The 23,686-nt window shown below is 46.8% G+C and carries 24 protein-coding genes; 11 read left to right on the top strand and 13 right to left on the bottom strand.

Translation table 11 applies throughout. From position 1 onward, the window contains the following. Positions 1 to 43 precede the first annotated feature (43 nt). The 9 genes from EOS98_RS24115 to EOS98_RS24075 all read left to right on the top strand — a co-directional run bounded on the left by EOS98_RS24115 (position 44) and on the right by EOS98_RS24075 (position 8,151). Positions 44 to 265 (top strand): hypothetical protein, encoded by a 222-nt coding sequence (locus EOS98_RS24115; RefSeq protein ID WP_042634307.1) that lies wholly within the window; start codon positions 44 to 46, stop codon positions 263 to 265. A gap of 113 nt (positions 266 to 378) precedes the next feature. Further along, positions 379 to 1,611: a toprim domain-containing protein gene (locus EOS98_RS24110; RefSeq protein ID WP_000220381.1), complete on the top strand. Its 1,233-nt coding sequence runs from the start codon at positions 379 to 381 to the stop codon at positions 1,609 to 1,611. Positions 1,612 to 1,880: 269 nt separating this feature from the next. After that, positions 1,881 to 2,402, top strand: a complete 522-nt coding sequence (locus EOS98_RS24105) for a hypothetical protein (RefSeq protein ID WP_001010933.1) — start codon at positions 1,881 to 1,883, stop codon at positions 2,400 to 2,402. 78 nt (positions 2,403 to 2,480) lie between these two features. Continuing rightward, positions 2,481 to 3,359: a hypothetical protein gene (locus tag EOS98_RS24100; RefSeq protein ID WP_000762004.1), complete on the top strand. Its 879-nt coding sequence runs from the start codon at positions 2,481 to 2,483 to the stop codon at positions 3,357 to 3,359. A 70-nt stretch (positions 3,360 to 3,429) separates the two neighbouring features. Continuing rightward, positions 3,430 to 4,365, top strand: coding sequence for a hypothetical protein (locus tag EOS98_RS24095; protein ID WP_000691118.1), 936 nt, complete (start codon positions 3,430 to 3,432; stop codon positions 4,363 to 4,365). A 68-nt stretch (positions 4,366 to 4,433) separates the two neighbouring features. Then, positions 4,434 to 5,354, top strand: a complete 921-nt coding sequence (locus EOS98_RS24090) for a hypothetical protein (protein WP_000991699.1) — start codon at positions 4,434 to 4,436, stop codon at positions 5,352 to 5,354. Between the two features lie 66 nt (positions 5,355 to 5,420). Next, complete coding sequence (locus EOS98_RS24995; RefSeq protein WP_225872856.1) at positions 5,421 to 6,956, top strand: DNA replication terminus site-binding protein; 1,536 nt, start codon at positions 5,421 to 5,423, stop codon at positions 6,954 to 6,956. A 9-nt stretch (positions 6,957 to 6,965) separates the two neighbouring features. Then, positions 6,966 to 7,871, top strand: a complete 906-nt coding sequence (locus EOS98_RS24080) for a hypothetical protein (protein ID WP_001198594.1) — start codon at positions 6,966 to 6,968, stop codon at positions 7,869 to 7,871. Further along, entirely contained in the window at positions 7,807 to 8,151 is a 345-nt protein-coding gene (locus EOS98_RS24075) for a hypothetical protein (RefSeq protein ID WP_001805195.1), read from the top strand. Before EOS98_RS24080 ends, EOS98_RS24075 begins: the two co-directional genes overlap by 65 nt. Before the next feature lie 21 nt (positions 8,152 to 8,172). On the opposite strand, the gene EOS98_RS24070 is transcribed toward EOS98_RS24075, so the two are convergent. Further along, on the bottom strand, positions 8,173 to 9,348 hold the full coding sequence (locus tag EOS98_RS24070; RefSeq protein ID WP_000795947.1) for a tyrosine-type recombinase/integrase: 1,176 nt from the start codon (positions 9,346 to 9,348) through the stop codon (positions 8,173 to 8,175). 170 nt (positions 9,349 to 9,518) lie between these two features. Here EOS98_RS24070 and EOS98_RS24065 point away from each other — a divergent pair, with 170 nt between their 5' ends. Both EOS98_RS24065 and EOS98_RS24060 read left to right on the top strand, forming a co-directional pair. Beyond that, a complete protein-coding gene (locus tag EOS98_RS24065) occupies positions 9,519 to 9,731 on the top strand; it encodes an Hha/YmoA family nucleoid-associated regulatory protein (RefSeq protein ID WP_001285422.1) in 213 nt (70 codons plus the stop codon). Positions 9,732 to 10,091: 360 nt separating this feature from the next. After that, positions 10,092 to 11,174, top strand: coding sequence for a hypothetical protein (locus tag EOS98_RS24060; protein WP_001232449.1), 1,083 nt, complete (start codon positions 10,092 to 10,094; stop codon positions 11,172 to 11,174). A 166-nt stretch (positions 11,175 to 11,340) separates the two neighbouring features. Here EOS98_RS24060 and EOS98_RS24055 read toward each other — a convergent pair whose 3' ends face one another. The 12 genes from EOS98_RS24055 to EOS98_RS24000 all read right to left on the bottom strand — a co-directional run bounded on the left by EOS98_RS24055 (position 11,341) and on the right by EOS98_RS24000 (position 23,681). Further along, positions 11,341 to 12,840, bottom strand: a complete 1,500-nt coding sequence (locus EOS98_RS24055; protein WP_001284313.1) for a helix-hairpin-helix domain-containing protein — start codon at positions 12,838 to 12,840, stop codon at positions 11,341 to 11,343. 25 nt (positions 12,841 to 12,865) lie between these two features. Beyond that, a complete protein-coding gene (locus EOS98_RS24050) occupies positions 12,866 to 14,503 on the bottom strand; it encodes a PP2C family serine/threonine-protein phosphatase (protein ID WP_000081622.1) in 1,638 nt (545 codons plus the stop codon). After that, on the bottom strand, positions 14,503 to 15,543 hold the full coding sequence (locus tag EOS98_RS24045) for a TerY-C metal binding domain-containing protein (RefSeq protein ID WP_001253653.1): 1,041 nt from the start codon (positions 15,541 to 15,543) through the stop codon (positions 14,503 to 14,505). Before EOS98_RS24045 ends, EOS98_RS24050 begins: the two co-directional genes overlap by 1 nt. A gap of 85 nt (positions 15,544 to 15,628) precedes the next feature. After that, a complete protein-coding gene (locus EOS98_RS24040; RefSeq protein WP_001253658.1) occupies positions 15,629 to 16,267 on the bottom strand; it encodes a vWA domain-containing protein in 639 nt (212 codons plus the stop codon). Beyond that, a complete protein-coding gene (locus EOS98_RS24035) occupies positions 16,267 to 16,908 on the bottom strand; it encodes a TerD family protein (RefSeq protein WP_000116681.1) in 642 nt (213 codons plus the stop codon). The genes EOS98_RS24040 and EOS98_RS24035 overlap by 1 nt, the downstream gene beginning before the upstream one ends. A 22-nt stretch (positions 16,909 to 16,930) precedes the next feature. Continuing rightward, positions 16,931 to 17,569 carry a vWA domain-containing protein gene (locus tag EOS98_RS24030; RefSeq protein ID WP_001388628.1) on the bottom strand — a complete coding sequence of 213 codons (639 nt, stop codon included), beginning with the start codon at positions 17,567 to 17,569 and terminating at the stop codon, positions 16,931 to 16,933. A gap of 462 nt (positions 17,570 to 18,031) precedes the next feature. After that, positions 18,032 to 18,499 (bottom strand): tellurium resistance protein TerW, encoded by a 468-nt coding sequence (gene terW, locus EOS98_RS24025; RefSeq protein WP_001176767.1) that lies wholly within the window; start codon positions 18,497 to 18,499, stop codon positions 18,032 to 18,034. A 17-nt stretch (positions 18,500 to 18,516) separates the two neighbouring features. Continuing rightward, positions 18,517 to 19,725, bottom strand: coding sequence for a DUF4236 domain-containing protein (locus EOS98_RS24020; protein WP_000506887.1), 1,209 nt, complete (start codon positions 19,723 to 19,725; stop codon positions 18,517 to 18,519). A gap of 10 nt (positions 19,726 to 19,735) precedes the next feature. Beyond that, entirely contained in the window at positions 19,736 to 20,692 is a 957-nt protein-coding gene (locus tag EOS98_RS24015) for an HpcH/HpaI aldolase/citrate lyase family protein (protein WP_000797366.1), read from the bottom strand. Beyond that, the gene (locus EOS98_RS24010) at positions 20,692 to 21,771 is read right to left on the bottom strand and encodes a cysteine protease StiP family protein (protein WP_042634304.1); all 1,080 of its coding nucleotides are present in this window, start codon (positions 21,769 to 21,771) and stop codon (positions 20,692 to 20,694) included. Before EOS98_RS24010 ends, EOS98_RS24015 begins: the two co-directional genes overlap by 1 nt. A 1-nt stretch (position 21,772) precedes the next feature. After that, complete coding sequence (locus EOS98_RS24005; protein WP_001040059.1) at positions 21,773 to 22,546, bottom strand: hypothetical protein; 774 nt, start codon at positions 22,544 to 22,546, stop codon at positions 21,773 to 21,775. Then, a complete protein-coding gene (locus EOS98_RS24000) occupies positions 22,539 to 23,681 on the bottom strand; it encodes a phosphoribosyltransferase domain-containing protein (protein ID WP_001285478.1) in 1,143 nt (380 codons plus the stop codon). Before EOS98_RS24000 ends, EOS98_RS24005 begins: the two co-directional genes overlap by 8 nt. Positions 23,682 to 23,686: the final 5 nt, after the last annotated feature.

Genomic DNA, 23,686 nt, shown 5'->3' with positions numbered 1-23,686 from the left:
CCCGGTGGGTCTTTTTGCTCCATGAAGGAATAAGGAGCAAAATATGACTCAGATAAAAACTTACCGTGTAGAACATGAAAAAGTCGGTGCGATGCATAAAGTCCGTATTTTCGGACGTGTTGGTGAAGTTATAAGCAATGATAGCCCTCAGGAAAGAATCTTCCGCGAAGTCACTATAGCGGAGGGTAATAGCCAGCAGGCTGCGTTACTTGTAGATAACTACATACAGTGTCTTGAGAATAATGGCTTCACGACTGAAGCATAAATGTTGAGGGCCCCCGGGCCCTCTTTCTTAAATTCTGCGTTGTGGGTTTCTCCCTGTCTTCTGCACCGCAGAAGGCATTGAGAAACTCACAATGCCAGATAAGAGAGATCATCATGACTTATGCATCCCCGGCTCTTCGTCGTAATCCACAGGAAGTATCTGAACACTTTATTAAACTCGTTCATGCTCGAATTGCTGAAGTGTCTGGCTGGAAGTATATATTCGAAAGAATACCTGCTTTCAAAGACGCTTGTGCAAAAGCCCCGAGCCAGGTTCCTTGCCCGTTTACTGGCGCAGGGAAATCGAAGTTTCGTTTCCGACAAAAAGACCTTTATACCGGATGTGCGATCCATAATGACTTTCCGGTAAATGAGTTTTGCGACGGAATTGATGTTCTGGCGAAATATTATGAATTAAGTAAAACGCAGACTTGCAAAAAGATTCTCTCAGATTTTTTCGGGATGGATCTGCATGCTCCGTTAACTGACGCCGACATTGAAAATGAACGACGCTATAAATCAGCAGTTCGTGCCACAGAAACTCTTGACCGAGAGGAAGTGGCAAAGCGAATGCGAAAACTTGATGTGATGTATCACTATACCGGTGAAATCAAGCCTAATACTCCTGTTGCTTTGTACCTCCGTAATCGTGGGATCTCCCGCTTACTGAGTCACTTACCAAAGGATTTAGGCTTTAATAACCGGATCTACTATTGGGATAAAGATAAGCAGAAATCGATTATCTATCCGGGAATGATTGCGATCTATCGTGACACCCGAGGTCGGCCTCTGACTATTCATAGAACATACGTAGACAAAAATGGTGATAAGGCACCTGTAGAAAATCCAAAGCTGATGATGAAGCCTCCTGCCGATATGACAGGTGGCTCAATTCAGTTGTTTGACCCTCACTATGATTCAGGTAGTTCGACCTGGACACTGGGAGTGGCTGAAGGGATCGAGAACGCGCTTTCTGTTGTAGAAGCGACTTCAACACCATGCTGGGCAGCCAGCTCCGCATGGTGCCTTGAAAACGTTACTGTTCCTGATTTTTTACTGCCTCCGCCGGATGTAAAATCTATAAACTTTTATATCTGGGCGGATAAGGATATTGCTAACTCACAAGGCACTCGTGCCGGTATTGAAGCTGCTCAGCGACTTCAAAGCCGCATGGTTGAGTTTTTGGCTAAACGATATCCCGCATCAAAGCTGACAATTGAAGTCTTCGAACCAGCACAAGATATTCCTGATGGGAAAAAGGGTATCGACTGGAACGATGTTCTCCAGTTAACAGGGCAGGATGGATTCCCGATTCACTGGGCTCCTGAATGTCTTAATCAGCTGTAACAACGATAACTCCCCCGCTTTTTGCGGGGGGGTTATCTTATCAATATTATATTTTAAAATTGTATTGATAAGATAACCGCTTTCCTTCGTGATAATTACCTGCCTTTAAGGTCTTTTCACGGCTGAGATGCTTGCTCAGTTAAATAAATGTGCGGTACTACTGGCTATGGTCGGTTGTATGACATGGTTATTCCATAAACTATTAAAACCCATAACGGGAGTATTACCGTTATGGTGATGCTCGTCGTTTTACATCGGAGAGCATTTTAATGAATTTTCAAATTAACGAAGTTTTTAATAAATTTGCTGCTGTTATAAAATCGCGCATCGTCAATGAACCATCGTCATGCTATTTGCTGCATGATAATGAGATAGATATAACGATTTTGAAACATAGCATATTAGAAAATGACAGAAACCTGTTGTACGTAGTTCGTCCTTCAGGAACGTGTTTGTTGCGTTGTGACAAATATTTCTATCCGAAATATTATCTTCGTTGCCGTGGAGATTATAAGTCATTCATATATGTCCATCTTGATCTACATAGTGGTGAAGCTAAAGAAATCACATGGGAGCAAGCAGACGATATGCTGTCTAGTCCAGGAAAACCCCCATTAAAAGGGAATCTTGGACGATTTGAGTATATAAAAGTTGTGGTTGAGGACCTTCGTATTCGAGGTTACGCTGATTATCTTCCTGCGTATAATCTTGATGACCTTCGCCGTTTTGCCTTACAGGACGACCGCCCATCCCTTGTCAGATACATTGACAATGTCATGGCAACGGTCTGATTGATTGCTAATTGATTTACATATTTTCCCTGATGGCCAACCTGCATCAGGGAGGCCTCAATAACGAATGGAGGCTGTATGAAGTTAGCTACGGACCTGGTAAAAGCTATTTTGATTAGAAATGGCGTTGAACCAGTAAATATAAGCGAATCATCTAAGTTATCTTTGAAACAACCACTGACAGAACTTAAATTCAGTTTATATTTGCGAACTGAGCATTTATCTCACTTCCTACCCGGTTATGTTTATTCTATAAAAGAATGTCCACTGTCATATGACATCGGGATCGAAATTCAGAAAATCTTCGAAAGTTTACATTTGTTAAACGAAGAATTTGAATCCCTCGGTTTTGTTTCTGTATGGATAGAAATGCATCAAAGCATTTTTGAACAAAGTCGGTTTAAGAAAAGTAACTTTACTTTTCGGGAGGAAGAGGTCGAGCTTGCTAAAGGGCTTGTTTGTTCTCACAATTCACAAATAAGTAATGCGGCTTATTTCTGGCTTCAGCACTTTGAGGAGTTTATGATTTATGTTCGTAATAAGCTTATCGACCTCTTTCGAGAGGCCTATGACCTGATCCTTGGAATGCAGCAAGTATTTTTCATTCGGGAAAAGGAAGAGCTGTTGAAAACTATAAGTTATGGCGATGAGCTGTATGAGGTGAAATTCATGGCGGCTGAGCTTTACTCTATCGAACAGAACTTAAAGTGTTCTGAATCGATAAGTACAAAATCTCAAGCTTCGGCATATATTAACCGCATCCGTGAGTTTGTGCGTTCGGGGTGGAGGCAGGGCTATATAGTCTGCCATCATAAGCGAAGTAATCAAATTTCATCATTGTCATTACCGATGTACTTGAAAGATACGTCAGGCCGAAGTGCTCGAAAGCGAGTAAAACGTCTTATATCTTCTACAGTTTGTGGTAGAAATAAAGATTTAGGTCTTACAGATTTTTAATTAAATTATACCCATGTGGGGATCACACCCCATATGGGAGTGATCCCTTTTTTTATTGAGAGAGGATCACATGAAAATTATCGAAAAAATCATTAATGCCTTTTTGGTTGTTCAACATAAAAAAATACAGGTTAAAAACATTACATTTTTAGACAATGGGCAGGGCATGTTCTCTGGTATGTCTTTTGATGCTGATGTTTCACTGGAGTTTATGTATGAATCAGCAAAAGCATATAGTTCTTGTTTCTGTGATATTCCCTTTCCAGGTTTTGAAGATGCAAATCTGGAGGAAATTACGAAATTTCAATTAGATGCTTTGAAGCAAAGAAAGAATCATTCTTTCTTTGTTAACCATTTGAGGTTTCCTATAGTTTTAAGGGAAGGGTGCAAAATCGAAAGAGGAGAAGTCTATTCAATTTCGAATTGCACTTATAATAAAGAAAGATTGCAGTATCTTTTTTCTCAGGATATTTACGGTAAGTTGTATAATTCCTTAGAGAAAGAATTAAGCTCGTTTTTCTCATTTATCAATGTTGAGGTGCACGAGTTGTTAAAAGATGCTGTATGCTTTGCATTAAAAATCCTGAATAAGATATCTTTGGATACACCTGAAAGACTTATTAAAGCTTTTAATTATCGTGACTGGTATTGTAGTTACGATGTTGAGCTTTTTAGGAAAGGCTTACCTGGTCATATTCTGGAAGAGCTCATTGCTCCAGATATCTTACTTTCAGACCTTAACGGTTGTAGAAAAATACTTAGAAATGCAAAACGATTTCTAAATGGACATACACAAACCAATTGTGTTTATATTAAATATGAATGGTGGTTGGGGCCTGTTGATACCTCACACTCAGCTAAGTTGATGTCTGACAAAGAAATTAATAACCGAAGTGACTTGAAGAATTTTTCAAAGGTCTTTTTCAAAGAGTGTTTAAGTTCTGGTAAGTCGGAATATGAAAACCATCTTAGTGAAAAAGAACATGCGCTTCGCTATAATTATTAATTAAAATTATTTTCTCCCATAGGGATTTCTCCCTATGGGAGAAATCCCTCTATTAAGAGGGTATTGAAATGAATGCTATACAAAAGTTAGTTGAATCTATTCTTGTTAAAATGGGTTTTGTTGGCGCTGTAGTGGAAAATATATATTTGGATTCAAAACCATTTCGGCATATTCGATTTGTGGCTGATATTCCAGTAATATCTTTTCTACCTCATTTGGTGAAATATCTTAAGGGTGCAGACCATCTTTACAGTGGTAACGATGATTTGCATCCTCTTTTCATTTATTTTTCCGAAGCGGCTACATTAAAAGCAGGTCCTGTAAATCTCGCGAACTTTCGTTTTGAAGTTTCTATAGCTTCAACTCATTTACGACTGGTCTCAGAGCAGCCTGATTTGCTTTTCAAAGGATTTAACCGGGATAATCTAGAATACGTTTATTACCGCTCAGATTTGGCCTCTAAGGATCTTATACTAGGCCTTGTTGAACACGGTTCTCCTTTCATAAAACATCTACATGGACTTATACAAAAGCGAATTTTAAACGAGTTCTCTCTGATTTTTTCTGTTCTTGAAAAGATTTTAGAAAGCGCGAAGCCACAAATTCTTGCTTGCTTCCATAGTGTTGATTATGAAATGAACGTAAAAATAATAGCCGAAGCTATACCTGAAACTGTATCTAATCAGATAGTCACATCTGATTATATAGTTAATTCTATATCAGATGCGGACAAGTTTATAAATCATGTTCGTCGCTATTTAGCAGGCAGGGTAATGAAGAGGCGGATATACGCTGAATTAGATGTTTGTGAAGAAACATCAAGTATTTCACTAGTGAACTTAGGATGCTTTACGTCTCCTCTGCTCGTTACGGAATATCAAATGTTTAAGCCACACTCTTCAGGGTTATATCGAAAAGCTATAAACAACTCCTTAAAACAGTTCAAACCAGAAATGCATGTACCTTCTGAAGAACTCTTTTATAATTAATCTAACCCATCCGGGAACCTGCTTCCCGGTGGGAAGCACTTCCTTTTTAGTCATGAGGTAGTGTAAATGTTTAAAGAATCTGACCACGTGGAATTTGTTAGTGCCTTTCTTTATCAAAATTTAGGCCTTAATGTTTCCGCTGACGATATAACCGTTCAATTATCTGATACTTCGTTCGACAAAGTAACCTTTGATTACGATGTAGATATCGATAATTTAAATTGTATGTTGGATCTCTACATATCTGAGCTAATAAAGCACAACGCATCTTACTCCGATTCTATTCTTTTGAAACAAAAAATAATTTATTTTCTTGGAGTATTTAAGAATTTCGGATTTTTTACGTTTGATATTCGCGGATATAGTAATACTTTAAGCCCAGTTAAAGTTATTGATATTGTTTCAATGATTATTAATGACTGTGAAGAGTTATCTAAAGCTAATTCTTCTACTGATGCTATAAGAAATCTTTATCTCGATAAAATGAAGGTGGATGGGAAAGTGTTAGTTGCGAAATTTGCACTTAAACAGTTTTTTCATTCCGACTTTGGTGACTTTATCTCATTTGTCGAGAAAAGAATTACAGATTGTCTTAATGAAACTTTAAGGATTATCAAAGCTATGAGCCTGGAGAAACGTATGAGTTATGACGATTTGCCCTATTTTCGTGACCAGATTCTGGAACGTATCGACTCGCTTAAGTGTTTTCTTTCGAACACCCCCCCGCTGATGGCAAACCTGATGACTGTCTCCACCGTATCTCGAACAGAAGAGCGACTGAAGCAGGTTAAACCCATCAGGGTTAGTGTTAAAGACGATGCTTCGGTTGAGGAAATTATTCAGGCACTTACTGACATCTGTGTGGATGACATAGAGTCATTAAGTCATGATTCCACCAAAGTGACCACTAAATACCCGGGTCTTATCATTGTCCCAGAAAGAGCAGATCTTCTCGAAAGCTTGATCACATCTATAAATGAAGCAAAAAATGATTTTGCTGCGGCAATGAGGCGTATCGATAATAAAAAGAATGTCCGTTTTGATAAAGTGCACAAGAAGCTCCCGGGCCTTGTCGCTATGCACTCAACAAGAAATGTCCTTTTCATCAAGTCCCAGCTTAAAAAAGTTACTTTTTCATGGCGGCTAAACCGAAACCAGGAAGTTAAAACAGCAGAGCAACTTGTGAGTTTGTTGGAGCGCAGGAGAGCCTCAGAAGTAAAAAATGTAGCAACTACCAATTTGAATGTCGTGTCTAATATCGATAAGGCTTTACACCGTCTTGAATTTCACCCACTGAAGCAGGGCGAATCTTATCGCCTTTGTCGAACTAACTCTTTCCCTGTTCCGATTGCTCACATTTTTGCATTTAGGCCTGAAGGGCAGGAACGAAACGGGAATAAATATGCTGAGACTGATTATTCAGTAGTAAAAGCATCCTTGCCCATTTTCGCAGCAGGCAACATACCTCAATTAAAAACGCTCTCTGACTGGGCTCCTGAAAACAGCCAGGGCCCGTCCAACCAACGGAAGCTGAGCCTGAAATATACAGAACTCGTGCCGGGGGCTGAGCTGGGCATTTTCATTGTCAGCCCCGAAAATTAAGGAACAACAATGCAATGGATTTCCACAGCCAGCCAGAAAATCGATGAGCGTCTCTATCGTGTCTGCGTCTGGGTAAAAAAATATCACGCTGATGCGATTAACCGCGTTGTGCTTACCGTTGATCTAAGTAAAGCCCGACATGACCCTGACGAGGACCAGGTAAGAGCAGAGCTGCTGTGCGGCCATTATTTTTTGCTTCGTAAGGAAAACGCTTCGAACTCTGCGCCTGACGATCAAAAGTTTGCTTTCCTGCCTGACGGGCGCAATCTGTGTTGGCAGACCGCAACCCCGGTGCTTCAGCATCTCCTGCTCAATAAAAACGTTCCTGAGTCGCTGAGGTTGCTTACGGACTACATACATATGCGTCTGGCCAGGCTGACAATGGTACCAATGTCCGGAACCATCATGAACGAGGCTCTGCTGGACAGCATCAGCTGGGTTAAGGTGGATTTGACCTACTTCTGGCAGTACGAACAGCTCAGCTCTCATCTGGGACCCATCCAGATAACCCACAAGGCACTAGTACGCTTCGGGCATCTGGCAAAGAATGATGAAAACTCCAGTGCCATAAGAATCCTGCGTCAGCGTCTGTCTTCAGAATTCTTACAAGAATTTCAGATGGCTGAGGATGAGCTAAAGCGCAAACAGTCGTTGATGGGCACCATGGACGTGAAAATGCTGTTTCATGCTCATTACCCCAGCCAGAAGATGCTGGTGGCTCGATATAAAAATGGTTGGGTAATGGTGGATTGTTTTCTGTTTCATCATACCAAACCTAAGAAAAAAGCAAAAAACAAAACTACTGTGGCTAAGCCTCAACTTAAAGAGACTAAAAGAGAAGGGAGTGAAAATGGAACTGGGCATTATGGTGTGCATCGTGTTGTTACTCTCCGTGGCGGCGGCGTGGATCAGTAATAAGACAGTTGATTTGCTCGAAAGATTCTATTTCAAGCGTCCGCTGAGCATGGAGTACGCGGCATGGCTACGTGTAATGTGTGCGGGCTTGTTATTGGTTTTTATTCAGGTTGCTCCACAATTTACACTTCTGTATACCCTTAAACTTGTCACGCTTATTAATCTTGGAATCCAGACAATGAAATTAAATGGCGTGTACAAATATAAAAGAACGGGAATTTTGCCTCCGGGAGGGGCACTCTCTAATCTCACCAGACTTAACCCGTTCAAGAAAAAATAAAGTTATGCGCCCGTGAGGGCGCTATTCATCAAAGGCATTTCGCATAAGCTTGATCATTGCTTTTTTACCAGCTTCAATATTACGAATGTAGCGCATAACCATTTCTTCATTCGACCAGTTCCCCATTTCCATAATCTGTGGTAGCGAGTAACCTTCAATATTTAGCTGTATCGCTCCGCCTACACGAACGCTGTGCCCTGTCCAGTAACGAGTTTTAGTCTCATTTGGATAAAGCTCATTCCACATCTCTTTAAATGCTCGTAAAAGGGAATTTTTGCTGAGCATACCGGCATCGTCCACAGTGTCTTCTTCATCTTCATCGTTCAGAAGACTTTGCTTAGCACGATAGGGTAGGTTATGCCTTTTAAGAAGTTCAGATAGCTCATTCCCCTTACTCCGAAGCTTCCAGCCGGGTGGCATATAGCCTGTATCATGGAAATTTACGGCCTGGAAAAGGAATTCATCCGGATGACTGTGCTGATCCATTTTCACGAGGTTCATCAATCTCAAGAGGCAGTTAGTTAACTGACGTGTCAGCCGGTAGGTAAGAAGTGTACTAATGTTCGTTTTTGTACGGTATACCGTCAGGTTAAATTCACCGGTCATACTATCCAGAGACAGATCTTTCAGACGTATACGTCGAATTTCGGATGAACGGAGCAGTGTTTCAAAGCCTGTCCAGATCAGGCACAGGTCACGAAGTTTACGAACTGAGTTTGTAGTACTGCGTAACTTTATCAGAGCCTTGAGATCGCCAATAAGAAAGGGAGTTGCCTGTTTAGTCGTCTTTCGCTTCCGGGCTTCCGATTGTTTTAAGGCTTCCAGCATGTACCATGCTTCAGACGTAATAATCCCGGGCAGGTTAAGCCCTTTTTTATGGATACTATTTAAGGCCTGAAGACAGCTGTTTATGCTGCTTCGTGACAATTTGCCTTCAAGATGCCCCATAAACGCAAGCAGAGCGTCCTCAGACACGGGGAGCGAACTTACTGGCCAGTCTGTATGCAACCGGGCATTCGCCAGATACCATTCGTTCCATACTCGTAGCCAGTGCAGATAGGTTTTAGCAGTGTTGTATCTCAGATGGGAAAAGTAACGGATCAAGCGTGAAAGCTGTTTATCATGGTTGCCGAACGTTTCCAGCTGCTGATGCAATTCGCTTTCCGAAAACTGTCTGATCACTGATTGATTCTTCATCCTGCTCACCGGGATACACTGGTTTTAATTACAGGTCATTTTAGCACTCATGTACCTGGTTATGAACAGGGTGGAAACAACGAAAAAGGTTGTGAAATCGTTAGGCTTAAGTGAAAAATGATATTAAGATTATCCCTGGCCAGTTGAGGCCTGTCTAAAGAAGGTTGATTATGTCTGACACAAAGCAGTCTTATTTAATGAAATTCCGTAAGTGTAGTTCGTTCGAAACGCTCGAAAAAGTATTTGAAAGGTTATGTGAAAAAAACTCGGGTGTCGCCTCTCTTGAAATTTCTGGTGCTTATGATCATCGTAAAGCCGAACTGACAATGAAAAAGTTATATGACAAAGTTCCTGCGAGTGTGTGGACCTTTGTTCGCGAGTAATTATTAATATTGGCACAACAAAAAGACTGTGCCTAGATTTGAAAATAGTTTATGCCCCTTTCGGGGCTAAAGGCATTGTAATAGCCTGTCTTTTAAAGTTGTTTATTAAGTTCGGAGAAAAACTTTAATCATAAGCCAAGCCCACTGCTAAATACATCCGATATTCTCCTTCATTTTATTAGAAGTGATAAAAGTTACTTTACCTAAACTTCTCTCTCAATATTTGTAAGGCTCTCATTTGATTTTTGTCAAACATTAATCTGGAAGACGGAAAAATCATTTCTTTTAATACGTTTTACAGAAATCCTCCTCCGTTATTTCGGATATAGTTTGAATCATTATCAAAAACGGGGTGCAGCCATGCGTAAGAGTTATACATTTGGTATTCCATTTGGACTCCAGCGAGAATCAGGACTCTTTTTAGATATTACAGAGGTCAGCCGGGGTATTGACTGTAACTGCATCTGCCCCGCTTGCAAAACTGATCTGTTAGCAAAGCAGGGGGAGGTCAAGCTTTGGCATTTCTCACACAGTACAGCTGTAGCCGGTGACTGTGATGGTCTGATGGAAGCCATCCGGGGAAAGATTATTGAAGTCATCAACGAGCACCAGGTTCTTGGTTTCCCAAATCTTCTCGCTGGCGACGATGGTGGGCCGGTTTCACTGAATGAGGTTAGTGGAAGCGGCAGTATGTTCGGAGGCACAGCTGATCTGTTCGTAAAGGTTAATGATTTATGTGTGGCCGTCTTTCTGGACAGGGATCGCAGCATTTCAGAGAAGTTAACCTTTGACCATCTTCATCCTTCCGAAAGAGTTGCCGCATTGCGTATCGATCTTCCTGATATTGAATATGAAATCAGTCAGGTGCAGCTCGGGCGACGTAAAACAACATACAGTGAGTGCATTGAAAGCCTGATCATTGATGAGACCAGTTCCCGGGAATGGCTATATCATCCATTAATGCATGAACTTGAATCTGAACCTCTTCAGGAGTATCGGGGACGGGAGCCTTCAGAGGAAGGGCCTCTTCTTCAGCGCCTTGCTGACTGTAAGATGAAATTGCCTGATATCCTTCCGGGCAGTCATAACGCGCTAGTCAGGTTACAGCAGGATACGATTGTATGTCTGTGTCGGTTAACGGTTCGGGCTTATGACATCGCTCAGACCGATGAATTTCCTTTGTTCCTTCGCTATTTCAGGTTGCACTGCCTGGAAAACAGCGAACATGTCAGTTACGAAAGACTGATCTGCTGGCAGGAAATGATTTCAAAAACCCAGGAAGGCCAGTCCTTGACACAAAACGAACTTGAATATCTTCATGAGATTGTCCGCATCGCCTTTTACAATCACCGGCTTAACAATGTCAGTATTTCAGATGTTAAAAACCATGACACTGGAAAGAAGAGCGGCAGGGTAGAGTCACAAAATTATTCACTTTTATAAATAACTTGGGCTTTGCGCATTAAACCCTTGCCGCAGGCGGTGTACCGCATATCCGGCACAGACAGTCAGTTTTTTCTGGCAGCTTAAATTTGACACTGCTTAATATAGTGATTCATTAAACAGGTTCAGTATGCTGCCAGAACGTTTTAGTCGTAATGGGCGTCCGTTAGTTTTCAACTAACTGAACGACGACCAGCCTGCCGCCTTCCTCCTTTGACAGAACAAACTGAGCGTTATTCGTCAGTTCAATTTTTTCCCCAATGGCAATCTGTCGTTTATCCGGTAATGACATAAGCCCATTTATGCCTTCATTTACTAACCACCACTGATCGTTATGGAAAACAAAATACCCAACTCGTTTCCTTTGTGCATCGGTTGTGCGCTCATTTGGCGCAATGAGGCGATTCACATGCCACGCATAGATTGACTGCCCGCTCCACACCATCAACCGGTGGTCGTCAGGACGATAACTGCCTTCCTTTCGGGATGAATATAAATTTAGAACCGGTAATTTACCCTTGTATGGCGTACCGCAGTAGGGACAAACCGGCTTTGTCTTACCTGAGAAAACGTACCATTTCTGTTCACACGCCTTGTTCTGGCAGGGCTGTATCAGATCGACTGTTTTAACCAGGGCACTTTCCCACTCATCGGCGGTCGGGCGTTTATTGGCATCGTGTAAGCCATCAATAAAGGCGCGTTCAAACAAAGGCGTCAAATAAGGGCCCATGATGGTGTAAGGAATTTTCTCCGGGTCAGCCCAGGGCAGTGAAAAGGAGGATAGCTGACTGACTTTGACTGCATTGCTTTTGTCTGTCGGATGTTCAATGAAGAGTGCCTTCTCACCCATAGATAAGGTCTCATCACGTACTTCATCCGACATGTCATGTATTTTTCCGCCACGTAGCGGATGACGGAAGAACAGATACATGTAGATAAGCACCGACAGCGCATGACGGTCAGTAGAAATGCTTGGCAATACGCGGTTCGGATCCTCTTTGGAAAGATGGCTGGTTTTCACCACTTCCGGAGCGATAAAATCCGGGGTGCCCACGACGTCGGGAGGATACTTTCCAGGGACAACCAGGCCGTCTACGTCAATGATGCAGGCATGTCCCATTTCTGGATCGATAAGCACGTTTTTATAGCTTAGATCGCTGTGACAGAGACCTGCCGCATGCATCCTTCTGACGGCTCTTGTTAGCAGCAGACAGACCTTGAGATAGGTAAGCGTATTGCCTCGTTCACGTGGGTCGAGAAATTTATTCTGGTTGCTGGCGCTGGCAAACCATTTGCCTTCCTTTTCACGGCCTTTTATGCCAAGAAAATCATCGTTTTTAGAGCCGTATTTAAAGAAAAAGTAGCTTTTGTAGGTTGGAACCACGATGCCGATTTTATCCCCATGCTCAACAACGTGGGTCGGCCAGCAAAACAGGTCCTTCCAGTATTCACCTCCGGACTGGCCAAAAATGTTTTGCCTGTAGCGTCCGGTGATCATATCAATCCGATCCCGGGCCTGCTCGTTCTGCGGTTTATGATAAAAAGCGACGACGTATGATTTATCAGGCGAGAAGTAAACATCCTTCATCGAGCCCGAACCAATTACCTCGTCAACATACTGGACTGTTTCGCCGTCCTTTGTTTTGCACGTAACAATATTTGCCATATTGATCACCGAAGAAGCGTATCCCTTACCACAACACCGCAATAGTGCGGTCATCGTGGTTCCCTGTGGAGAAAAAGTTAAGCCAGTCGCCTAACCTCTCAGGCGCAATACTGGCGTCTGTAAGGACAGGGATGAGCTCATCAAGGAGACGGGTCCATTTTTCGTCACTGCGAAGCCCGTTATCTGTCTCAAACAGAGGGTCTGATACGCCATCTGTCATGAGGATCAAGTGAGATACATCATTCCATTTACCCACGCTGATGCGGCCGCTAAACGAGGGGTCTGCGATAATGCTCTGGTCAAGAAAGCGGGTTTGTCCTGCGTATTCTCCGCTATCGGGATTTCCCAGTATCCTGACTTTACCGGAAGGGCTGTATGCACCTATCGCACCATCACCAAGCCAGAATGCAGCCGCAAACAGCTCGTTATCAGTTCGTAGCGCTACAGTTGCCAGTAGGGTTGTTGAATAGGATTTCACAGGTTGTTCTGCACAAATGGCTTCGTTCTGGATACTGTTGACCGCGAGCGTAGCTGCCTGTTTAAAATGATGAAGCATGGCGTTTATGGTTGCCTGCTGATCGCTCCCTTCCCACGCCGTGATGTGCTGCTTTAGATGGACGCCTTTCAAACCACTGAGCTGATTGAAAAGGTAATCGCCAGCCGTTTGGACTGCAATCCGGGAGCCTTCCCGGGAATTTACCGCACTACCGGCCCCGTCTGCGACCAGCATGACAGACCATCCTGTTTCCTGGCAGTGGTTGATATAGAAGTCGTCATCTCTGAAGCTCCCGGCATGCTCATGAGATCGTCCCCGGCGACTGGCGGCAGCAATACGTATGTCACCCCTGACCAGGCCAGCAGCGTCCAGATGGGACTTAGGGTAGGAAGCGTCTGCTGGTGGCTCTACCACCTTCCACAGGCTTCTCGGATCGGGATTGACTATAAAAAGCTGTTTTGTTTCGCATTCGTCGTGCGAAGCGCATGACCAGAGTACTGAAAGCTCTATATCGCCGCTTTCGGTGGGTGTACCTGTCAGCAACTTATGCTCTTTGTCAAAGGTCAGGCCAATGTTCCTGGGAAAGACAACGTCCCTGACAGTAGCCTGCTGGCCCTCATCCAGAACTATAGCAACCGGCGAAGAGAAACGTTCGCCTGCGCGGGCGTTGGGAATAACTATTTTAGCTCTCGGGGGAACGGCAGGTGGCACAGCTAATCCGGCCCGCTGCTGGCCTGTCGGTATCTGCCCGGGTTTTAATACCAGGGAAGACAGGTTTTCGTCTTCCCTCTGTGCTGGTTTATCAAATTCGTAATAAGGCATCAGCTTCCAGAACGGAGGATGAGGTTCATTTTCTGGCAGGGGTTGCAGTAATGGTGTATCGGTAGCGTCAATGCCCGGGTTATCAGCATCACTTACGACCGTTTGTTGCTGATCGGAAAGGCTGGATGCTGACGAGGGGGCGATCTCTGCGTCGTTATAACCTTCGCTAACCCGCGCAGATAAACCCTGTGCAAGGCTCTCAATCCGCTCTTTAAGCCGCATAATCTCTTCAGTAAGGGAAGGGTCGTGCGATAGAAGAAAAAGCCGCTCACCTTCTACAGGGTGGCCCAGCTCAGACAGCACTAAGCGGATAATCTTCTCTTCAAGTAAAACATTTTGCGACATCAACCTCTCCCTCTGTTTACGTCGAAGTTAGTGTTTCCGCCATCATTGCTGAATGACAGACCTGTTTCACACCACGGGCAGATCACGTCATCCGGGCCGTCAATGCACAGCAATTTTCCGCATGAGCACAGGGCAAACGCACTGGCATTACCGCAGTGAGGGCAACCCGGTACGCCATGCAGTTCGCTGGTGTTTACCTGCAAACCGGTAGCGGTGGCATCTGACCATGCAAAATAGTCTTCATCGATGGGATAGCATCCGGCAATATTAAAGCTGTTCAGGTTCAGGCTGAAATCGAGCCCGGAAATCCTTGCTGGTGGCCGTTCATACTTCATCAGATACGGACGACGGGTCTTGCTGCAACGGCCGGTAAGCGTAACGCAGTTTTCGTCGTACGCTTTTACTGGCTCGTCCTTGGCCAGCCGGACTATGTATTCAGTCTGGCTGAGCTCAGGTTGTTTGTCGTCTCCGACGCTGCGGCTGTGCGCCGTAACCGAGGCTGTGATCCATTTGATGAAGCGGGTAAAGTCCCCTTCCTGAGACTCGGTGAACAGCATGACATTCTCTGTCAGTTGCCGCAGGGTATTCAGGTCCGCTGACGGCCCCAGGCCAACGGCAATGAGATTCACTTTACTCGCGTAGTGATCCTTCCAGCGCTTCACTTCTGCGGTTGTGTCGTCAGTCGGACGTCCGTCGGTAAGGAGATACACGACGGGTTTCCAGTCGCCTTTAGCCTCATGAGTGGTTTTTCTGACCTGGGTATCAATTTGTACGGTCAGCTCACGCAATGCGGCCCCAAGGCTCGTACCGCCGCCAACGGGAAGGCGGGGAGGGTAGAACGAGGCAATTTCGTGAAGAGGTACAATCGTACGGGCTACACCGGCAAATGCGATTACCGAAACCCAGGCTGTTTCAAGTGCGTGTGGATCCTTTCTTAAATCTCCGATGATCATTTGCAGACCATCAGTCATTTTTTTCAGGTTTTCACCAATCATGGACTCTGAACAGTCCAGGACAAAAAACACGGGAAGGCGTCTCATAATTTTCCTCGTACGGCTGGTACGGCCAGCAGAAAACGTTGCTGTACAGAAAGGTGCTGCCCGGAAAGCAGCACCTTTCTGTCTGTCAGAGCACCAGCTGGATTTCTGGTGGAGGAGGGGGAAGGGTATCAGTTCCGTTATTGATCCCCGCGCTTGTGCTGCCGGAAGACACGCTGGCCGATACCCATTTAAAGAAACCTGCAAACGCGGTTGAATCTAGCGTCTCCAAAGACACAACCTTATCGGTGAGCTGTTTTAAGTGCTCATGGCCTGCTTTAGGACCAACGGCGCAGGCAATGATGGATCCGAATCCCCGGCCGCGAATCGCTTTTACCGCTTCACCGTACGCCAGGGCATCAGAAGGGGTTCCATCAGTCATCAGGAATACCAGAGGACGCCAGTCTCCTTTTGTATCACCATCTGAGCGACGTACATCCCGTTCAACACACTGCATCAGACATTCAAGGGCAGCACCGGTGAACGTCCCGCCTGCGCTTGGCACAACGATGTCAGAAAACTGGAAGTCTTCCAGCGGCGTGAGAGGAATGAACTCACGCGCCTCATTGTCATAGGTGATAATGGAGATATGAACGCTTTCGAGGGCGTAGGGATCCTGGCGAAGAGCGCTAAGCATCGCCTGAATTCCAACGTTAACGGAATGGATGGACTCACCGCGCATCGAGCCGGATGTGTCGATAACAAGGTAAACAGGCAGGCGGCGCATCACATGTAATTCCTCAGGTGCGAGACAAACGAATCTGATTCTGAAGGCTCACCAATTGCCCTGAGTTTCCAGCCTGTAGCCTCGCGTATCAGCTCGGCAAAAACCATGGAGCGCTGGCTGGCGAAGGCGGGTCCGCCAGAAAGATCGAATCGTGCCATTTCAATATTACGGGCATCTACTGCCCGGATGAAGGCATTCTGAACTTTACCAAAGTGCTGCTGGAGCTTTTCACCATTGTAGATCTGAACGATGAACACAATTTTCTCGTACTGAGCGTCAAGGGAATTCAGGCGCACAATAATTTGCTCATCGTCACCATCACCGGCTCCGGTTCGGTTATCGCCCGTCAGCCAGATATTTCCTGACTTATGGCGAAGGCTGTTGAAAAAGATGATATCGCCATTCACAAGCGTTGGTTTACCATTTTCCACATTGCCGAGATCGGTCACCTTTCCGGCTGAATTACACAGGAAAGCGATCACATCAAGGTCGTATTCTTCTTCTTTTTTACCAAAGATCCCGCCGAGGAAACCTTTCTTTTCCTCATTAATATCCCAACCCAGGCCGATAGTAACGGACGAGAGATCGTATTCATTTTTTTTCAGGCTTACGCCCTGGCCTTTGCTCAGACTGACAGACATGACATCCCCTTAATTAATAAAATTATAAGACCACGTTTACTTCTGGCGGCGGCGGTGGCAGGTCTTCAAGACCGATCACTTCTTTTTTGCTGGACTCCACTTTCTGACTGCCTACCGAAATGCTCGCACTGACCCATTTAAAGAAAGCTTTAATCGTCGAACTGTCAGCTGTATCGAGCTGAACCACGATTTCAGTGATTTCTTTGAGGACGCTGGTATCGGCATCATGCCCGGCTGCACATGCCACAACAACGCCGGTTCTGGCCGCTTTAAAGTCATTCAGGCCTTTACGCCAGTCATCATTCGGACTTCCATCCGTCATCAGGAATACAAGGGGACGCCAGTCACCTTTAGTGTCAGCCGTCGTTTTCTGTACTTCTTTGGCAATGGAGCTGGCCGTCAGGGTAAGCGCTTCGCCAAGAGAGGTGGTGCCGCTGGCTGTTAGTGCTGGCATCTGGAAACTCAGGAGGTCTGTCAGGGGGACTGCCTGTCGGGCTGAAGAATCAAAGGTGATCACTGACACGTAAGCCGTTTCGAGTGCATACGGATCCTGTTTCAGCGTGGTAAGCAGCGTCTGAACGCCATTCTTAACCGCTTCGATAGGCTCTCCGTGCATAGAGCCGGACGTGTCGAGTAGCAGATATACGGGTAAGCGTCTCAAATGTAATTCCTTCTTAAGAGATCGGAAGAGGAGAGTAGTTTCAGGAAGAGGCCAGAGTTTGTAGATTTGATAAAACGGCACGACATCTGTCGGGTGGAGATTAAATACTCAGAAGCGGCATTAAAGAAATAAGTTAACCACCATTGAATTACCGACATGTGAATGGCCTCTTATCAGAGAAAAAAATTCAGACCGTACTGGAATATAAATTTCTGAAAAAAACTCCGGCAAAAATAAACTTTCTTATGTATGAAAATCATCATACATCACAGATCTGCATGAATGGAGTGTAAATCGCCCAAAGATTGATGTGTAGCACAAGAGGATGTCAAGACACCAGGTTTTGTAGGCAGAAAGGCGCTGCTGACATTGCGGGAGGAGAATAGATCAAAACTCCGTCACGCAGATACAGAGGTGAAATATGACAAAACCGGGGTTTTCACCCCGGTCTGAGATTTAGCGTCAGGACTTTTTAGCGCTGTATTCTTTTATCAGTTCATCAACGGAGTGCAGAGCCAGCTTCTCTACCGCTTCACTTCGGGTCGAGCCACTCAGCGCAGCCAGACGGTCAATTTTTCTTAAAATCCGCATGCGTAGCGATAATGACACGGCTGTTTTTTTATCCTTATCGAGTACGACCTTCCCTGTGGACTCACCGGTTTTCAGTTCAGCATTCTGTGCGAGCGCTTCATTCATCCGGCGAAGGGTCTTTTTATCCAGCTGGCCCGGATTAACGAGATGGTAGGAATGACCTGCCTTGCTGTATTTGATCTCCGCAGAATATGACTCGCGTAGCTCTTTGAGTGCCCGGGTTAATGTCGGCTCTGAGCATTCCAGACTGGTTATAATGTCGGCAGCGGAAACGGGCTTGCCGGTGCCCAGTAAGTTGGCAAGCTTAAAAATCCGGGCCTGTCTGGTATTTAATTGCATCGTAAGATTTAGCCTGCTTAAAGGGTTAGTGGTTCAATAGGCTGAAAAATGAAGGTACTGCTCATCTTTCGAATAACCGGGTGATCGCCTAACGCTTCAACCGGATCAATGTGTTCTAAGCCTGCAAAATTTACTGACGACATCTGGCTGCGACTGCATTTGCAGGACAGGATATACTCATCCTCCAGATAGCCGGTCCGCTTACTGACCCGTTGCGTAAAGCCTGACACAATCACGTTGTCGAACGGTAGCGTATGTAAAACGATACCGACCAGGCGGAACAAGCAGCCATGGACGTGGCGGGCATAGTTTTCGCGTACGGCTTTTTGCGTCATGGCTTTTTCCGTCAGCTCCGTGCCCCGGGCATTAACGCCGTAAATCTTATCAGGGAAATCTTCAATCTCAGCTAAATCAACATCCAGCAGGACTGCTGATAGCTCCGGCTTTACTTCAAATGCAACAAGCGTTTCACGCGGCCATTCAGTTTCTGCCAGCACACCCGCCAGGTATGATTCGAAAAACGCGGCGTCTGTCCGGAACTGCTGCCGGGCATCTGCCTGAGCCGTGGCGAGCCGTTTTTCATGTTCTTCAGCCTCAAACTTCCAGTTTGCATACTGTTCGGCCCAGGCCGTCCGTTGTTGCTGGTACCGGTGCTGTCGAAGGGTATTCTCACGCTCCACATCAATCAGCTCCTGCTGCCACCGGCGAAGATTTTCGGCGTGGCGCTCAGCTTTAGCTGATTCCGATTCAAACCATTTACCCAGAAAACTAATGCCTTCGCTCTCGGCAGGCTTTTCCGGCAATGCAAGATAGTCTGGCTTTTCTGGACGCACCGGTGCCGGAACCTGAAAAGGCGACGTTCTGTTATGCAGGTATACTGCTTCCAGCTCTGCCCAGCTGATGCCTGTTTTAGGATCCGGCGTCAGCTCGTGAATATTACGGATTGCGGTCACCGCTGACATGAGATCAGCGGCTTCCTCCTCAAGCGCCTGTCTGAGCCCCGGGTCGGTAGCCGTCCGGTTCCCACCTCCGGAACGCGCGGCCCGATCAAGCCGGGTACGGTAACTCAGCCCGGTACCGGGCAAGCCCAGATTGGCATAGGTCCCCCGGCTTCCAAAAGAAACGGAAGCACCTCTCGGCCCGACACTCAGGCTCGGTGCACCGTTACTCAGGTTGAGGCGAACACCAGGAATAATGTTGATCGACTTTCTGAATCTGAACCCCATTATGATTTCCTTAATGATGCTGGGTCACGGTAAGTAATCTGATTCCATCAGCGCTTTGCTCGTTCTGTAACCCATAAAAACGAGCTCTGTCCAGAATGCCAGCCGCCCAGCGGCGATGTGTGGCGGGTTCACACATTGCTCCCTGCGACTTAAACACGGCCTGGGTAGAGTTCAGGATCCGCAGAGCGTCAGAATGCTCACCCTGAGTGACCATCAGCGCGTTTTGAATGACCTCTATCTGACCCGGGTGAATGGCCGTTTTCCCAACAAGCCCATGTGCCATATCAAGAGCCAGCTCTCTGGCCATTACGGCATGATCGTCAATATGCTCACATACGGGCGCGGTCAGGGCAAAATCACGCGGGCCGAAGACCGAAACGAGCATTTTGATGACGTAGCCCATCGGGCTGTCATACAGCGTCAGGTCCCGGGGACGGCGAAGCGACACAACGTTCATAAGATCGTTGCCGCCGATTCGAAGCGCAATAATGCGGTCGTGGCAGGGATGTTCCACCAGACGGGTGGCCAGCTCCCGCATCTGAACCACGTCAAAGACGTCTTCTGTTTCCAGCGTTGGCATCATGCACAGGTGAGTCCCGCCCATGATATCCCACCATTCAGCTAACGAACTGAGGGTAAATTTCGGCAACACAAACCCGTCGACAGCGGAAAGATCATAATGCGCTTTTAACCATCTGCCCATTTCGGCATGCCGGGGGCGAATGAACACCAGAGGCCAGTCATTTTTACCCAGGCTATGCATGCTGTTACTGAGCTCGTGCAGCAGGTGCTCCAGATTTTTGAGGGCGACGGGGATGTCTGCTTCACTGACAGCATCCTCCAGGCAAATCACCAGAGAGCGCAAACCCGGGATTTTCCCGTGCAGGACGGCATCAGCAATATCTTCCCGTGTTGCAGGCATGTATAGCGTGGCTCCCAGATTCCAGGGAGAAAGACGATTTTTCATCAAAGTACCTTCTTGATAATGGTTACAGCCCGATACTGGCCGAGGGTTCCCCCCATTTCTGTAACAACTATTCCCTTTTCACGAGCAAGCCCTACAAGCAAGGCAACGTCCGAGTCGTCAATAGAACGCACAAATACATGGTCCGGTACCCGACGTAATACAGCCCGGGTTGCTTCAGCAATACCGGGTTTTATACGATTGACGCTGTCCACTTTAAATTCATCGGCCAGGAACGCGATAACGTCGCGACTTGTCTGCCATAAGACCCGGGCTGACTCCGTATTCCAGCTCAGGGGAGCGAGGGATGACGGGGTTAACTTCTTACGGAAATGAGCGACGGTATCGACAAGCATCCGGCTGCATTCGAATTCACTGAGATGCTCGCAAACCATGCACCCGTGTAATCCTTCAGAGGACCACACTGACCGGGAGATCAGGCCTGACACCGGCGCACCCATGATGCCAAAAGGAATGAGCCAGTCATCATCACTGGCTGCAAGCCAGGAGCAGCCACAGGGATCGGCCAGGACAACCAGTCGCGGCTGCTCAGGATAGCCCGGGCGATCTTTCAGTGCGCGTACAAGCTCTCCGGTAATTGCGCCTTTACCTGTCCATCCGTCAACAAAGACAATACCGCTGGTACCATGCCGCTCTTCAATGACGTCGAGGGCTGCACCGTCAATTCCACGATCCCGGATAATGCTGATACCGTAATGCCATGAGGTTTTCCCCATGTCACGCAGGGCCTGGTGCAGCATAACGCCGAGCGGCACGCCAGCCCTGACAAGACTGGCCAGTACAATGGGCTCATCACCAAAGCGTTTGGCCAGAGCAATAGCGAGCTGTGTGACTTCTTTTGCAAGTCTCTCTGCGCCCCGATCCAGCGCCCGGTGAAACAAATCAAGATGCCATTGTGTTGGCGCTGGCTCCTGACTGAGCATGTCCGAATAATGTTTCTTCCCTGACTGAATCAGCTCTTCTTTTTGCTCAACCGGCGTCATCTCAATGACAACCGGCTTTAGCAGAAATTCCACGTCACCGGGCTGGTATGAGCCGGTAAATGTGTCATGTGGCTGCATTTTAATTTTCTCCAAAAATTCGCTGTGAAATGGCATCTGCAAACTGACTCTGACGCGGGATGCCAAACCAGCTGCACAGTTTCATAAAACGATGATCGCTCAGGCTGTCGCCCAGGCCAATTACGGGGAAGACTCCGCGTTCAGCCCGAAGTTTTTCAAGCAGCCATCTGACTGCCAGCCCTTTCTCAACCGGGGTGGGAAGCCAGGCCACGTTATTACTGTTGCGGTGGATGTAGAAGCCCTCGGTCGGAAACACCGTTTCTATCTCATCTGCAATGGCATTAAGCTCGTCAAGGCGGGTGCTGTCGCGGTGCTTCATCACCATATAAACCGCCGTTTCACCGTATTCGAAGTTCAGCCTTGCCCAGGCATTGATCCCTTTTGCGTCCATCATTTCAGTGATCAGACGCTGCATCGATGTCAGCTTTTCCTGGTAGGGAGCCAGCTGGCCAAGCATATGGGCCTTCCACTCCTCGTCGGGTTTGCCTTCAGGCGTGAGAATGACGGCCCCGTGCGTGGTGATTGCCCAGGAGTGGAAAGGGATCCGGACGCGGCTGATTTCTTCAGTTCCCCGGGCGGTAACAGGTATGAGTTCAGCCTGCTCCAGGAGCCAGTCCACCAACATGGACTGTTCTTCCGTCATAAAGCTTCGTGGATTCAGGGTGCGATCAACGGCACCGGTACGGAATGGCTCCAGGGCCAGCTCGTCCACCATTTTACGACGGGTCTGAAAGAGCGTGTCGTCAAGGTCGCTCAGAACAACGGGTTTATTCATAGGTAACAATCTCCACGACGGGCGCAACCTCAGCCAGGGCTTTAAGAAGCTGCGTGTCAATACTTTCTGCGGGTGTCTCAGTACACACAAGAATACGGTCAAACTGCTGGTGGGCGACGTTATAGACAAAATTGGGGATGCCCAGCCCGTAGTTATCCGTAAAGGAAATGGCGGACTCAATGGCATAACCAACGGCGATAGGGGAGCGGGTGGTCGAACCATAAAGTGCCTGTGCTCCGGCAGCTTCGAGCCGTTCAGCAAGCAGGAACGGCTCCCAGACGAATTCCCCGGTCCCGAGAACCAGAATACGTTCCCCCTTGCGGACGGAGACCTCATGGCCGAGATCGGCCGCAGGTGCGAGCATCCCCAGTCGACCCCAGGACTGTTTTCCCAGGATGTCCCATTCTCCGCGTGAAGTTACGTTGACTTTCGGCATGTCCGGGACAGGTGCATCAGGTAATGGGGTCCATCCCCACTGACCGCTTACAAGCGAAACCGAAGTGACGGGCAAGGATGTGCGCTCCGACAGGGCGTTGCTACTCCAGTCGGTAAGCGTAACGGCGATAACCTGTTCAATATGTTGAAGCTTGCCGGTATTACGCAGGGCAGAAAGCAGGTTAATAAAGGTATTACCGGTGGTTGCCTCGTCATCAATCAAAACCAGCGTTCGTGCGTTGGTAACACGACGTCTTTTCTCTTCATCATCTGGCAGATAGATCAGATGATCGGTGGCGTGGCTGTGTTCTTCCTTGAACTCGCAAAGTAACGTGCCATCAACCGGGTGACGGGTAGAGGTCAGATAGACAGATTCACGATGCTGGTGGCGCACTTCATCAAACACACCGGCCCCTAGCCCAACGGCGGTTTCAGCCATACCGATAAAAAGTACGGGCCCTGTCAGCGTTGCGGGGAACTGGCTGGCAAGCTGTCTGTAGGCCTGCCGCATGACTGAGGGTGGCACGGGAATGTGCCTGCCGAGTACTTTGCTGACAAACAGAAAGGCGCGTTTCGGGTTACGTCTTTCAGCGATATCAAACAGGTCATCGAGCGAAACATCACCCTGGTCGCGGGTTACCTGTATCGTACCGCATGAGAGGGTACGGCGATAAATCATATCTTCGAGGGTATCAGACATAAACA

Source organism: Salmonella sp. SSDFZ69 (assembly GCF_004010755.1).
Classification (GTDB): Bacteria; Pseudomonadota; Gammaproteobacteria; order Enterobacterales; family Enterobacteriaceae; genus Salmonella; species Salmonella enterica.
Note: the sequence above shows the minus strand (reverse complement) of the source record. Positions and strands in the feature narration are given on the sequence as shown.

Bases quoted from the DNA above. Each gene is read 5' to 3' on its own strand.
- EOS98_RS24115 (WP_042634307.1), top strand. From the start codon at position 44: ATGACTCAGATAAAAACTTACCGTGTAGAACATGAAAAAGTCGGTGCG.
- EOS98_RS24110 (WP_000220381.1), top strand. From the start codon at position 379: ATGACTTATGCATCCCCGGCTCTTCGTCGTAATCCACAGGAAGTATCT.
- EOS98_RS24105 (WP_001010933.1), top strand. From the start codon at position 1,881: ATGAATTTTCAAATTAACGAAGTTTTTAATAAATTTGCTGCTGTTATA.
- EOS98_RS24100 (WP_000762004.1), top strand. From the start codon at position 2,481: ATGAAGTTAGCTACGGACCTGGTAAAAGCTATTTTGATTAGAAATGGC.
- EOS98_RS24095 (WP_000691118.1), top strand. From the start codon at position 3,430: ATGAAAATTATCGAAAAAATCATTAATGCCTTTTTGGTTGTTCAACAT.
- EOS98_RS24090 (WP_000991699.1), top strand. From the start codon at position 4,434: ATGAATGCTATACAAAAGTTAGTTGAATCTATTCTTGTTAAAATGGGT.
- EOS98_RS24995 (WP_225872856.1), top strand. From the start codon at position 5,421: ATGTTTAAAGAATCTGACCACGTGGAATTTGTTAGTGCCTTTCTTTAT.
- EOS98_RS24080 (WP_001198594.1), top strand. From the start codon at position 6,966: ATGCAATGGATTTCCACAGCCAGCCAGAAAATCGATGAGCGTCTCTAT.
- EOS98_RS24075 (WP_001805195.1), top strand. From the start codon at position 7,807: ATGGAACTGGGCATTATGGTGTGCATCGTGTTGTTACTCTCCGTGGCG.
- EOS98_RS24070 (WP_000795947.1), bottom strand. From the start codon at position 9,348: ATGAAGAATCAATCAGTGATCAGACAGTTTTCGGAAAGCGAATTGCAT.
- EOS98_RS24065 (WP_001285422.1), top strand. From the start codon at position 9,519: ATGTCTGACACAAAGCAGTCTTATTTAATGAAATTCCGTAAGTGTAGT.
- EOS98_RS24060 (WP_001232449.1), top strand. From the start codon at position 10,092: ATGCGTAAGAGTTATACATTTGGTATTCCATTTGGACTCCAGCGAGAA.
- EOS98_RS24055 (WP_001284313.1), bottom strand. From the start codon at position 12,840: ATGGCAAATATTGTTACGTGCAAAACAAAGGACGGCGAAACAGTCCAG.
- EOS98_RS24050 (WP_000081622.1), bottom strand. From the start codon at position 14,503: ATGTCGCAAAATGTTTTACTTGAAGAGAAGATTATCCGCTTAGTGCTG.
- EOS98_RS24045 (WP_001253653.1), bottom strand. From the start codon at position 15,543: ATGAGACGCCTTCCCGTGTTTTTTGTCCTGGACTGTTCAGAGTCCATG.
- EOS98_RS24040 (WP_001253658.1), bottom strand. From the start codon at position 16,267: ATGCGCCGCCTGCCTGTTTACCTTGTTATCGACACATCCGGCTCGATG.
- EOS98_RS24035 (WP_000116681.1), bottom strand. From the start codon at position 16,908: ATGTCTGTCAGTCTGAGCAAAGGCCAGGGCGTAAGCCTGAAAAAAAAT.
- terW (WP_001176767.1), bottom strand. From the start codon at position 18,499: ATGCAATTAAATACCAGACAGGCCCGGATTTTTAAGCTTGCCAACTTA.
- EOS98_RS24020 (WP_000506887.1), bottom strand. From the start codon at position 19,725: ATGGGGTTCAGATTCAGAAAGTCGATCAACATTATTCCTGGTGTTCGC.
- EOS98_RS24015 (WP_000797366.1), bottom strand. From the start codon at position 20,692: ATGAAAAATCGTCTTTCTCCCTGGAATCTGGGAGCCACGCTATACATG.
- EOS98_RS24010 (WP_042634304.1), bottom strand. From the start codon at position 21,771: ATGCAGCCACATGACACATTTACCGGCTCATACCAGCCCGGTGACGTG.
- EOS98_RS24005 (WP_001040059.1), bottom strand. From the start codon at position 22,546: ATGAATAAACCCGTTGTTCTGAGCGACCTTGACGACACGCTCTTTCAG.
- EOS98_RS24000 (WP_001285478.1), bottom strand. From the start codon at position 23,681: ATGTCTGATACCCTCGAAGATATGATTTATCGCCGTACCCTCTCATGC.